The sequence below is a fragment of the Paraburkholderia piptadeniae genome (assembly GCF_900007165.1).
GTDB classification, from domain to species: domain Bacteria; phylum Pseudomonadota; class Gammaproteobacteria; order Burkholderiales; family Burkholderiaceae; genus Paraburkholderia; species Paraburkholderia piptadeniae.
In genome coordinates this window covers 1-12,136 of record NZ_CYGY02000144.1, presented here as the reverse complement: position 1 = coordinate 12,136, position 12,136 = coordinate 1, and the positions used below count along the sequence as shown (strand labels likewise).

Annotated in this window: 13 protein-coding genes; 6 read left to right on the top strand and 7 right to left on the bottom strand. The window is 62.8% G+C overall.

The features are described 5' to 3' along the window. The 3 genes from BN2476_RS42945 to BN2476_RS42935 all read left to right on the top strand — a co-directional run. The coding region (locus BN2476_RS42945; RefSeq protein ID WP_173819730.1) for a CoA transferase at positions 1 to 376 on the top strand (376 nt) is incomplete at its 5' end. A gap of 93 nt (positions 377 to 469) precedes the next feature. Next, positions 470 to 1,270, top strand: coding sequence for a fumarylacetoacetate hydrolase family protein (locus BN2476_RS42940; RefSeq protein ID WP_087740197.1), 801 nt, complete (start codon positions 470 to 472; stop codon positions 1,268 to 1,270). A 167-nt stretch (positions 1,271 to 1,437) separates the two neighbouring features. Further along, on the top strand, positions 1,438 to 2,460 hold the full coding sequence (locus BN2476_RS42935; protein ID WP_087740196.1) for a 2-dehydropantoate 2-reductase: 1,023 nt from the start codon (positions 1,438 to 1,440) through the stop codon (positions 2,458 to 2,460). Positions 2,461 to 2,527: 67 nt separating this feature from the next. Here BN2476_RS42935 and BN2476_RS42930 read toward each other — a convergent pair whose 3' ends face one another. Further along, the gene (locus BN2476_RS42930) at positions 2,528 to 2,734 is read right to left on the bottom strand and encodes a hypothetical protein (RefSeq protein ID WP_143811222.1); all 207 of its coding nucleotides are present in this window, start codon (positions 2,732 to 2,734) and stop codon (positions 2,528 to 2,530) included. A 216-nt stretch (positions 2,735 to 2,950) separates the two neighbouring features. Between BN2476_RS42930 and BN2476_RS42925 the strand changes: the two genes are divergently transcribed. Then, a complete protein-coding gene (locus tag BN2476_RS42925; RefSeq protein ID WP_087740198.1) occupies positions 2,951 to 3,739 on the top strand; it encodes an SDR family NAD(P)-dependent oxidoreductase in 789 nt (262 codons plus the stop codon). 18 nt (positions 3,740 to 3,757) lie between these two features. Beyond that, a complete protein-coding gene (locus BN2476_RS42920) occupies positions 3,758 to 4,582 on the top strand; it encodes a DUF72 domain-containing protein (RefSeq protein WP_087740194.1) in 825 nt (274 codons plus the stop codon). Between the two features lies 1 nt (position 4,583). On the opposite strand, the gene BN2476_RS42915 is transcribed toward BN2476_RS42920, so the two are convergent. The 4 genes from BN2476_RS42915 to BN2476_RS42900 all read right to left on the bottom strand — a co-directional run bounded on the left by BN2476_RS42915 (position 4,584) and on the right by BN2476_RS42900 (position 8,093). Beyond that, complete coding sequence (locus tag BN2476_RS42915) at positions 4,584 to 4,958, bottom strand: hypothetical protein (protein WP_087740193.1); 375 nt, start codon at positions 4,956 to 4,958, stop codon at positions 4,584 to 4,586. 399 nt (positions 4,959 to 5,357) lie between these two features. Beyond that, complete coding sequence (locus tag BN2476_RS42910; protein WP_087740192.1) at positions 5,358 to 6,509, bottom strand: porin; 1,152 nt, start codon at positions 6,507 to 6,509, stop codon at positions 5,358 to 5,360. 272 nt (positions 6,510 to 6,781) lie between these two features. After that, a complete protein-coding gene (locus BN2476_RS42905; RefSeq protein WP_087740191.1) occupies positions 6,782 to 7,228 on the bottom strand; it encodes a hypothetical protein in 447 nt (148 codons plus the stop codon). A 328-nt stretch (positions 7,229 to 7,556) separates the two neighbouring features. Further along, positions 7,557 to 8,093, bottom strand: a complete 537-nt coding sequence (locus BN2476_RS42900; RefSeq protein WP_087740190.1) for a cupin domain-containing protein — start codon at positions 8,091 to 8,093, stop codon at positions 7,557 to 7,559. 305 nt (positions 8,094 to 8,398) lie between these two features. Between BN2476_RS42900 and BN2476_RS42895 the strand changes: the two genes are divergently transcribed. Next, positions 8,399 to 11,233 (top strand): sensor domain-containing phosphodiesterase, encoded by a 2,835-nt coding sequence (locus BN2476_RS42895; protein WP_087740189.1) that lies wholly within the window; start codon positions 8,399 to 8,401, stop codon positions 11,231 to 11,233. A 7-nt stretch (positions 11,234 to 11,240) separates the two neighbouring features. Here BN2476_RS42895 and BN2476_RS42890 read toward each other — a convergent pair whose 3' ends face one another. After that, positions 11,241 to 11,819: a peroxidase-related enzyme gene (locus tag BN2476_RS42890; protein WP_087740188.1), complete on the bottom strand. Its 579-nt coding sequence runs from the start codon at positions 11,817 to 11,819 to the stop codon at positions 11,241 to 11,243. A 65-nt stretch (positions 11,820 to 11,884) separates the two neighbouring features. Further along, a partial coding sequence (locus tag BN2476_RS47850; protein WP_218274610.1) for a hypothetical protein occupies positions 11,885 to 12,136 on the bottom strand: 252 nt, incomplete at its 5' end.

The window sequence follows — 12,136 nt, the reverse complement described above, 5'->3', positions numbered from 1 at the left end:
TCCGCACTACGCGTCGGCGGACGCGCGCCTGCCGCGCCTGAAGGAAATCTTCGCGGAAGTCGAACGCTGGACGATGACGAAGACCAAGTTCGAGGCGATGGAAATCCTGAACGAACACGACATTCCGTGCGGTCCGATCCTGTCGATGAAGGAGATCGCCGAAGACGAATCGCTGCGCAAAACAGGCACGATTGTCGAAGTCGATCACCCGGTGCGCGGCAAGTATCTGACCGTGGGTAACCCGATCAAGCTGTCGGACAGCCCGACGGAAGTGACGCGCTCGCCGCTGCTCGGCGAGCACACCGACGAGGTGATGGCCGAACTCGGCTATTCGCCCGCGCAGATCGACGCGCTCAGAACGGCTGGCGCCATCTGAGCCAGGCTTGAACGAATACACAAACACGTTTCAACTCGTGACGCGGGCGTATTCACCGTGTCGGTCGATAAAAAACATTGTGGAGACGGTTCGATGACATCGTGGATACGCTTTCGGCAGCCGCAAGGTCATATCGGTTTCGGCGTGCTCGATAACGCGAGCATTGCGGAATACGACGGCGACATGTTCGGCGACGCGAAACCCAACGGCAAGCATTGGCGGCTGAACGAAGTCGAGTTGCTGAGTCCGTGCATGCCGACCAAAGTCGTCGCGCTCTGGAACAACTTTCATGCGCTGTCGCAGAAGCTCGGCAAGGCAGCGCCGTCGCATCCCCTCTTTCTGATCAAGCCGCCGATGTCGGTGATCGGCCCCGGCGCGCCGATTCGCCGCCCGAAAGGCTACAGCGGCAAGATCGCGTACGAAGGCGAGCTTGGCATCGTGATCGGCAAGCGCTGCACGAACGTCTCGCCCGAAGTCGCCGACGACTACATCTTCGGCTACACGTGCATCAACGATGTCACGGCCGTCGACCTGCTGAACGAAGACCCGAATTTCGCGCAATGGTGCCGCTCGAAAGGCTTCGATACGTTCAGTTGCATCGGTCCCGTCATCGAACGCGAATTCGACTGGCGCAAGGCGAGCGTCGTCACGCGTCTCGACGATGTCGAACGCCAGAACTATCCGCTGTCGGACATGATCTTCACGCCCGCCGAACAGGTCAGCATGATCTCGCATGACATGACGCTGATGCCTGGCGACGTGATCGCGTGCGGCACGTCGATTGGCGTCGGCTCGATCAAGGATGGCTCGACTGTCGTGGTGTCGATCGAAGGCATCGGCGCCTTGCCGAACCAGCTTGCGGCTGCTCGCCCCGTCGAGGCGGCCGCGCAATAAACGCGCAATGGGTACGCGGATGAGTCGGCCGCGCGTTTCGTCAATATGCCGGTCAAGAAACCGATGCATGAGTCGGCAACGATGAACCGACGATGACGATCGCGCGTCGCGTCTTTGGACGCCCCGGCTCGACCTCACTGATCACTTCTTGGAATGGGAGCAGATAGATGAAGATCTGTGTTTATGGAGCCGGCGCGATTGGCGCATATGTCGGCGCACAGTTGGCGCTTGCGGGCGCGGATGTCAGTTTCGTCGCACGCGGCCCGCATCTGGCCGCGATGCAGCGCAACGGCGTGCGCTTGCTGATCGACGATACCGAGCGTCTCGTCAATGTGCGCTGTTCGTCGGACCCGCGCGAGCTGGGCCCGCAGGACTATGTGATCATCGCGCTGAAGGCGCATTCGGTGCCGGGTGTCGTCGATGCGATCCAGCCGCTGCTCGGACCGAACACGGCGATCGTCACGGCCGTCAATGGCATCCCGTACTGGTACTTCTACAAGCATGGCGGCGAGTTCGCGGGCACGACGCTCGAAAGCATCGACCCGGGCGGCATGCAATGGAAGAAGTTCGGACCGGAGCGCGCGATCGGCTGCGTCGTCTATCCCGCAGCGGAGATCGTCGAGCCGGGCGTGATCAAGCACGTGTACGGCAAGAAGTTTCCGATCGGCGAACCCGACGGCACGCGTTCGCCGCGTGTCGAGGCGCTCTCCGAAATCATGGTTGCGGCGGGACTCGAAGCGCCCATCCGCGACAACATCCGCGACGAAATCTGGCTGAAATTGTGGGGCAATCTGTGCTTCAACCCGATCAGCGCGCTTACGCACGCGACGCTCGATGTCATCACGAGCAACGTCGGCACGCGCGCCGTCGCCAAGACGATGATGCTCGAAGCGAAGTCGGTGGCTGACCGCTTCGGCGTGCATTTCCGTGTGGATGTCGAAAGGCGTATCGATGGCGCGGGCGCAGTGGGCGCGCACAAGACTTCGATGCTGCAGGATCTCGAAGCCGGACGTCCGATGGAGATCGATCCGTTGCTGACCGTCGTGCAGGAGATGGGGCGTCTTGTCAGTCACGAGACGCCGACCATCGATACGGTGCTCGCGCTCATCAAGCTGCGCGAGCAGATCGCCCAGCAGAAGGACACGGGCGCGACGCACGCTGCTAAGCCGGAGCAGGCGAAAGCCGCTTAACGGCGTATAGCACTCGCACATGCGGGCCGCCTCATCCACGCGAGCGGATGAGGCGGCCCGCGCGCGCTCAGAAGATGTGCATCATGCCGACGTAGGCACCCGTCTGCGATTCGCACGGCAATGGGTGCGTGTTCGCACTGCCCGTTGCATCCCACGTTGCGCCGAGCCAGATGACTCGCACGTCGAACCGTTGCGAGTGATATGTGCCGTCCGGGCGGCCGAACTCTCCGGGCGCGCCCCGTCTGTCGAATGCTCGCGCCGTTCGTTTTTTCATGCTGGCGCGCGATCGTCGACGTAGCGCCGTTCTCTGGCGTTGCAGCGAATCCGACGCCATTGCGTCGTGGCCCCGCGCAATTCATGTCTGTCCTTCTGCACGATTTTTGCGGTGGTTCTACACTCGCGAATGCAGCTACGCGATGCGAGCGCACGCGCCATGCCGCGCCCCTCGCACGCGATGCATCTCCCGCTCGACTTCAAAGGACATCGTCAAATGGATCTCAAGATCAAGGACAAGCTCGCCTTCGTGTCCGGCTCGACGAAGGGCATCGGCCATGCGATCGCAGCCGGGCTCGCGCGCGAAGGCGTGCAGGTCGTCGTCAACGGGCGCTCGCAGCAGTCGGTCGATCAGGCGATCGAAGCGCTGCGCGCGAAAGTCCCGGGCGCGAATGTGCAAGGCTTTGCAGGCGACGTGTCCGATCCCGCGCAGGTCGCCCGTCTCGTCGAGCGCTTTCCGCAGGTCGATATTCTCGTCAACAACATGGGCATCTTCGACCCGAAGCCGTTCGAAGAAATCTCAAATGAAGAGTGGCAGCGCTTTTTCAACGTCAACGTGCTGTCGGGCGTGCAGTTGTCGCGCGCGTATCTGCCGGGCATGAAGAAAAGGAACTGGGGGCGCGTGGTGTTCATCAGCAGCGAAAGCGGCATTCAGATTCCGACCGAGATGATTCACTATGGCCTGACCAAGACCGCGCAGCTCGCGCTGTCGCGTGGTCTTGCAGAAACATGCGCGGGCACGGCCGTGACGGTCAACGCGGTGTTGCCGGGGCCGACGAGTTCGGACGGCGTCGAGGAATTCGTCGCGAAGCTTTCGGGCGGACAAAGCTTCGAGGCCTTCGAAAAGCAGTTCTTCGAAGAAGCGCGTCCCAGCTCGATCCTCAAGCGCTTCACGACGCCCGAGGAAGTGGCGAACATGGTCGTGTACGTGTGTTCGGAGCTGTCGTCGGCGACCAATGGCGCGGCGTTGCGCGTGGACGGCGGCGTCGTGCGCTCCGCGTTCTGATTCGTAAAGGCGTCAGCGATGGCCACTCGAAAAAAGACGGCAACGCGCATTCGCGTTGGTATTGGCGGCTGGACGTTCGAGCCGTGGCGCGGCGTGTTCTATCCGGAAGGGCTCGCGCAGAAACGCGAACTGGAATACGCGAGCCGGCAACTCACGACGATCGAAATCAACGGCACGTTCTACGGCTCGCAAAAGCCCGAGACGTTTGCGAAGTGGCACGACGAAACACCCGACGACTTCGTCTTTTCGCTGAAGGCGCCACGCTTCGCGACGCATCGGCGCGTGCTCGCGGAAGCGCGTGATTCCGTCGAGCGCTTTCTTGCAAGCGGCGTGCTCGAACTGAAGAACAAGCTCGGCCCGATCAACTGGCAATTCGCGCCGACCAAACAGTTCGATGCCGACGACTTCGGCAATTTTCTCGAACTGCTGCCGGCGGAAGCGAACGGGCATGCGTTGCGCCATGCCGTCGAAGTGCGACACGCGAGCTTTTGCGACGAGGCCTTCGTCGCGCTCGCGCGCAAGCGCGATGTCGCGATCATCGTCGCGGGCGATTCGAAATATCCGCAGATCGCCGATCCAACGGCCTCATTCGTCTATGCGCGCATCATGGGCACGGAAGAGGCGAACCCGCTCGGTTATGCAGACGACGCGCTCGATCGATGGGTCGAGCGTGCGCAAGCCTGGGCCGCAGGCGGCGCGCCCGACGATCTCGACAGCTACGGCCGTCCCGCCGCGAAGAAAGCGCGCGACGTGTATCTCTATGTGATCAGCGGCCACAAGGCGCACAACCCCGCAGCCGCGATGGCGTTGATCGAGAAGATCAAGCGCAACGCGGGCGAGTGACTCAGCGCTCGGGCGCTTCCAGCGTGCACGCAGATGACTCGTCGGCCGCGTCGAGCGACGTGCGGAACGACGCGTTCTCCGCGCCGCGCGCGACGGGCGGCTCGAATGCGGCCCACTGTGTCCAGCCCGGCACGGCGCCCGGTGTTTTCAGGCGCAGCGCGCGCGACCCGTCGACGAATACGAGCGATTCGAGATCGAACAGATCGTCCGCGCCGACATCTCCCAGTGTCACGCGTCCCACTTGATGAGTGAAGTTCAGATTCCCTTCGCGCAGCAGATCCAGATAGGCGTCGTGCTGCGAAGTATCGTGCTGCGCGGCGGGCGGTTTGATCGCCCAACGGTTCAACAGTTTCGCGGCGATTTCGGCATCGTACATCGTGATCTCTCCTCGCCTGAGCACCGCAAGCACGATGACTTGCGGCGGAATGGCGTCCGCGTCGCGGCGGACTCTCCGTCAATAGTTAGCGCTTTCGCGAATGCGAAAGACATGTACACCCATCACTATAGTCAAAATTATGGTGCGATGCACAAAGGCGCATCGGCCTGGCGGTCTAATCGTTGTTTTGGCGTCAACGATAGATGGTGCCGAATCTGCGAATTGCAAGCGGCAGCGGACGGAACGCACGGTTTCGCGTGAAATGCGGCAATGCAGCGGATCATTCGAACAATGCACGACGAAGCGCGAAAAAAAGCCCGCCGCACGAAGTGCGGCAGGCTTTGAAAAGCAAAGTCCGGATGAATTGAAGCAGGCGGAAGCAGACTAAAGCAGACCCGATCAGAAGCGATGGCGCATGCCGATGGTCGCGACAACCTGATTGGCCGTCGACGAAGCGCCGCCCGACGTATTGATGAACGCAACATAGCCGTGGCCGATCGCGTGCTGATACATCGCTTCGGCGTACACGTCCGTGCGCTTCGAGAACGAATAGACGGCTTGCGCGTTGACCTGATTGAACTTCGGATCGGAGCCGAAAGCACGCGAGCCGCTGGTATGGCCGTCGGTGTACGTGTCCGTCAAGCCGAACGAGATCGCAGGCGTGAACGCGTACTTGGCGTTCAGTTCGTAGTTGTCGAAATGCATCGAGCCGTTCGTCATGCCGAATGCGGACGACTGCTGATAGTGGCTGTTCGTGTAGACGAAGCCGACCACGGCGGGACCGAACGCGTAGTTGATGCCCGCGCCGAACACGCGCTCGACACCCGCGCCGACCTGGAAGCCGCCCGTGCCGTTCGCGGCCGATTCGGCCGTATCGATTGCGCCACCCGTGTTCGTCGTGCTGTTCGAGCCGTTGATCTGCAGATAGCCGGCCGCGATGTTCAACGGACCCCACTGGTAGCTCGCGCCCGCGCTATACGCGCGGTTCATCGCGAAGTCGGTGCTGTTCGAGAACGCATACAGCGCGCCGAACTTGAAGCCCGCATAGTTGTTGCTCGCGTACTTGACGGAGTTGCTCATGCGCACCGAGTGGTTCAGGTTGTCGTTGTCGAACGGATGCGCGAAGCCCGTGTCGCCGAACGTGCCCGCCGTGCCCGACAGCGGTGCGACGAAGTCGACGAGCGAGTCGTACTGGCGGCCGAGCGTGAGCGTGCCGTACGTGCTGCTGCCGAGACCGACATACGCCTGACGGCCGAACAGACGGCTGTGCTGGCCGAGCGTGCCGTTCTGCACGTTGAAACCGTTTTCGAGCACGAAGAGCGCCTTGTAGCCGCCGCCCAGATCTTCCGCGCCGCGCACGCCGAAGCGGCTGCCGTTGATCGTGCCGCTCGTCGCCTGCCACAACGCGCCGCTCGTGCCGCTCTTCTGCACGTTGTTGGTGTACATGAGACCCGCGTCGATGAGGCCATACAGCGTGACCGAGCTTTGCGCGTGTGCAGCCGATGCGGCAAACAGGCCGAGCACCGCGACCGCGGCGGGAATTCTTTTCATGGTTAAGCTCCAGCTAGTCCAGACAGTGAGTGAAAAAACAGCCTGGCGAGTATAGGAAAATGCGGGGCTCGATTTAACGCCGTGTGACTGAAGGAGACCCTTGCACGGCGGCGTGGTAATGCGTCATCAAATCGAAACAATCGCAATGAAGAGCCGCACGCGATTGACCTGCGGCGCATGAAATTGCGCGAGCAAGATTAGCGGCGAGGGGATGGCCGTTTGATGGCAGCGTGCACCATGTGGGGAATTACAACAGTCTTGACTTTCGGCACTCAGTCGCCGCTGCACACGATCGCCGTGAGGACGAACGGCAGCACCTGCTTCACGGTCGCGCCGCTGCCCGCCTGCTGCACACGCACGCGCACCGACTCGGAAGGACCGGACACGACGGCGCCATAGATCGAATCCGCTTCCGCCTTTCCGTCGCCTTTGCGGAAGATCGCGTCGTCGCGCTGATAGCCGAGTATCGCGTAGACGCGAAAGCCGAATGCCGTGAGATCGCGGCCGCGCATCGGACGAAATGCATTGACGGAATTCGCTTCGACGCGCATCGGATTCGGATCGATGTATTGATCGTCGAGCAGGGCCTGGATGAAAGTGTGCGCGTCGGTCTTGCAGACGAGTTGCTCATCGAGCTCGAGCGCGTGCGCGGGTGGCGCGCAGAGACCCGTTCCCACTGCGGTCAGTACGGCAAGCGAATGGATGAAGTCCTTTGTCATGGTACTGGCGCGAGACCCTGCACCGGCGAACGCCGTTACGGGATGTTAGCCCGAACGCGCCGCGTGCGTCAGCGAACATCAACGGACGTCTGTACGGTAGCGAGCGTTGCGCGGTGTGGCGCATGTGCGTATCGGCGGTGCGTTGGACACGCATCGGCCGCGCCTGCGCTTTGCGCGAGCCGTGCACGCGCAATGCAGCGCGCGAGACGTGACAGCCTCGATCGACGTCGATGATGTTGGCGTCGCCAGCCTACGACGAACATTCAGCGCAATAGCCGCGCGTTGAAGCGCTTGCGATCGTTGTCGGCGGCAACGAGAGCCGCGAGCGTCACGCGGCCTTCAGCCAGTTCTCCATCAGCGGCCCTTGTGTGCCAAGCACGGGATCGCTGTGCGGAAACGGCAGCGCCTCCATCGCGATGCGTTCCTTTTCGGTCAGCGCTTCGCGCCGTATGTCCCATTGCTGCCCCGGCGGATATGCGCCGACGACCAGCAGCGGCCCGCTCGACGATTCGAGGCAATGGCCCGTGCCTGCGGGCAGCAGGATCACGTCGCCTGTTTCCAGATGCACGACGCGCCCGCCCGGCCCGCCGACGATCACATCCGCGGTGCCTCCTGCGAGACCCAGCACCTCATGGGCCGAAGAGTGAAAGTGGTGATAGTCGAAGACGCCGTTGCGCCATTTCGGCGGCCAGCCGTTGCGCGCGAACATCGCTTCGAACGTGGAGGCGAGCTTGTCTCCGTCGCCCGGATCGTCCAGCACGTCGCGATACAGGATGACGGACAGATGCCCGTTGTTCGGCACCCAGTCGCGCGGGCCGAGCCTGAACGCGTCGGCGTGCAACGCGCCCCTCGAATGTGCTTGCATGTCTGCTCCTCGAAACGGTGCGCCGCGCAAGCGAACGGAAAGCATGAGTCGCCTGAGCGGCACGTACGTTAGCTAAACAGCAAGTGCCGTTCCGCAGCAATCAGGGCAAAACCGAATCGCGAAAGTCTTCATGCAAACGTTTTCACGCCGTGTGACCGATATTATTTGCGGGTCGGATACATCAAGTTTGCCTTCGCGTTCGTCGATATAACAGCCTTGCATCGGATGGGAGCAAGCACTGAAGCGCAAATTCCCGTCGATACCAACGAACGAAAAACAATCCTGGACGTCGCGAGGACTGACTTATGTGGAGTGCCGGCCTGTCGGCAAGCGGAACGGAGGCGCAATCGATCGACGACGCGGCGCGCGCCGTCGACACGCTCGGCGCATCATGGGCGTGGTATCGCGCGGGCCAGCAACTCGAACTGGTGCGCGAGGGCGCGACGCGTTTCGACTGGCCGCGCACGCTCGTGCCTTCGATGCTGCACGATGCATGCGCCGAGTGTGGCTGGGTCGCGTGGCCCACGGGGCGCAGCGAGCTTGCGCTCGGCTGGCTGCTTGCGCCTGCCGCGTTCGCACCCGATGCGCGGCTCGCCGCGCTTGCGCGCGCGATCGGCGAACAGATGCAGACGGATGCGCTGCTGCGCGCGCAGAACGTGCAGCGCGTGCTGTACGACATCGCGTATCTCGCCAGCTCGATCAGCGAGCGCACCGAATTCCTGCAGGCGATTCACGAGCGACTTGGCACGCTGATCGACGCCGAAAACTTCTATCTCGCGCTGTACGACCGTGAGACTGGTGCGGTCACGTACCCGTACTACATCGACCTGATCGACACCGAGGCCGTCGACGCGAATCATATGGACATGGTCGACCCCGAGCGGCTGTCGCTCACTGGCTATGTGCTGACCACGGGCCAGCCGCTCCTGATCGACGAGAAGGGCATCGTCGAGGCGACTGTGGCGGGGCGCTTCCATTGCGTCGGGCATCGGCCGAAGTTCTGGATGGGCGCGCCGCTCAAGAACGCATCGGACGAAGTGTTCGGCATGTTGACGATGCAGGTCTATGACGCGTCGCGCATCTACAGCGCGGAGGACCGTGCGCTCTTTCTCGTCGTCGCGCGGCATGTGGCGATGGCGCTCGATCGCATTCTGCATCGCGTCGGACTCGAAGCCGAGGTCGCGCGCCGCACAGCCGAGCTTTCGCGTCTGAACGACACGCTGCGCGCCGAGATCGCCGAGCGCGAGCGCGCGCAGCACCTGCAGGCGGCGCTGTTCGAAATCGCGGAACTGTCGAGTCAATCCGTCGAGATCGGCAAGTTCTTTCGCAGCCTGCATGAGATCGTCGGCGGGCTGCTGTATGCGAAGAACTTCTATGTCGCGCTGTTCGATCCCGCCACGGCTGAGGTGTCGTTTCCGTATTACATCGACGAAGCGCTGCGCGACGTGCCCGCGCCGCGCCGTGGCGAGCGCGGCCTCACCGAATACGTGATCCGCCGGCGCGTGCCGTGCCTGTTCGATACCGACGATGCCGTGCGCCTCGTCGAAGCGGGCGAGATCAGCCTCGACTGCGAGAATATCCGCTTGCGTTCATGGCTCGGCGTGCCGATGTTCGACGGCGATGTCGTGCGCGGCGTGCTCGTCGTGCAGAGCTATTCGTCGAGCGTGCGCTACGACGGGCGCGATCAGGAACTGCTGACTTTCGTCTCGCGTCACATCGATACCGCGCTGTCGCGGCGCCGCGTCGCGGAAGCGCAGCACGCGGCGAATCTCGAACTCGAAGCGCGCGTGCTCGCGCGCACGCAGGAACTCGACGAGGCCAACGCGCGCCTGCTGCACGAGAACTATCACGACGCGTTGACGGGCTTGCCGAACCGCACGCATCTGTACGAGCGGCTCGAAGCGGCGTGGCATGGCTACAGCCGGCGCGGCGTGCCGCTGTCGGTGCTCTTCATCGACCTCGACCGCTTCAAGGTCATCAACGACAGTCTCGGCCATCTGTTCGGCGATGCGTTGCTCGTCGAAGTGGCGGCGCGCCTGCGCGAATGTCTGCGGCGCGACGATCTGCTGGCGCGGCTGGGCGGCGACGAGTTCGCCGTCGTCGTGCCGGGCGCGAGCCTGCAAACGGTGCTGTCGCTCGCGGAACGCATCCTCGCGGCATTCGATGCGCCGTTCAACATCGACGAGCAGACGGTGTTCACGTCATGCAGCGTCGGCGTCGTGAGCGCAGACAGTGCGTTCCATCTGAAGCCCGCCGACTTGCTTCGCGATGCCGATGCCGCGATGTACCGCGTGAAGAATCGCGGCCGCGACAGCTTCACGGTGTTCAACCAGCAGATGCGCCGCGAGCTGTCGGATCAGATCGAAACGGAAGGTGCGCTGCGCAACGCGCTCAAGCGCGACGACGAACTGGTGCCGTATTTCCAGCCAATCGTCGATATCGCGACGGGCGAGCTCGTCGCGCTCGAAGCGCTGATCCGCTGGCGGCAGCCGAATGGCGAAATCTGGGCGCCGGGCCGCTTTTTGCCCGCCGTGGAAGGGCTCAAGCTGATCGGCCGGCTCGACATGTACATGCTCGCGCGCGTGGCGGAGATTCTTTCGCAGCGCGAGCATATCGACTGGCCGCTCGTGCAGGTCAATCTGTCGAGCTACAGCATCACGCGCCCCGAGTTCGCGAACGAGCTGCTCGAATTGCTGAAGCGCTACGACGTGCACCCGTCGCGCATCTCGCTCGAACTGACGGAAGGCGCGCTGATCGCCGAGCCGGACCTTGCGCGCAATACGATGCAAAGTCTCGCGGACAGCGGCATGTGCGTCGTGCTCGACGACTTCGGCACGGGCTTCTCGTCGTTGAGCTACGTGCACCAGTACCGCTTCAGCGGCCTGAAGATCGACAAGTCGTTCGTGCTCGAACTGACACACAGCACGCGCAGCCGCGCAATCGTGCGGGCGATCGTGCGGATGGCGGAATCGCTCGAATTGACGGTCGTCGCCGAAGGCATCGAAGACGAGCCGACGCTCGAACTGCTGCGCACGATCGGCGCGGCGCACGGACAGGGCTATCACCTCGCGCGGCCGATGTCGCTGGAAGACCTGATGTCGTCGCCGCTCGCGCCGCGCTCGAAGGCGCTCGAACAGTAAGCGCCGTTTATGTGCGAGGGACGCGGCCCATCAGATAGAACTCGTCGTTGGGCCGCATCGAAATGACGTTCGCCATCCGGTTCGACAAGCCGAAGAACGCGGTGATCGCGGCAATGTCCCAGATGTCGGCATCGCTGAAGCCGTGGCCGCGCAACGTCGCGAAATCGTCGTCGTTCACCGAGGCCGAATCGCGGCACACCTTCACCGCGAATTCGAGCATCGCTTTCTGGCGCGGCGTGATGTCGGCCTTGCGGTAGTTGACTGCGATCTGATCGGCGAGCAGCGGCGCCTTTTCGTAGATGCGCAAGATTGCGCCGTGAGCGACGACGCAATACAGGCACTCGTTCACGGCGCTCGTCGCGACGACGATCATTTCGCGCTCGGCTTTCGTGAGGCCGCCTTCCTTCAGCATCAACGCATCGTGGTAGGCGAAGAACGCGCGGAATTCGTCGGGCCGGTGCGCGAGCGTCAGGAACACGTTCGGCACGAAGCCGGCCTTGTCCTGGACTTCGAGAATCCGCGCGCGGATGTCGTCGGGCCATTCGGCCGGCGTGGGGACGGGGTAGCGGCTGATGGGGATTGTCATGGCATGTCTCCTTTTTCTGTCTGCGACGCTGATGTTCGCTGTTGGTGTCTGCGACGGCGTTTTTATTATGGTGCTTTTGCCTTTGCGATGGCATCCGCGATGCGCCTGGCGGCGCGGGCGTTGCCCCTGTGCGGGGCGGCACCTACTTTTCTTTGCAGCGGCAAAGAAAAGTAGGCAAAAGAAAGCCGCTCACACCGCCAGTGCTTGACCTTTACCCACGGGCTCTCAACGTCCCCGTGCTTCGCGCAGCAGTGTGCTGGCTTGTGTTCGTTGCCAACGTCCTGGATAAACGCCTGACCCGCTTCAAGCACATGTGG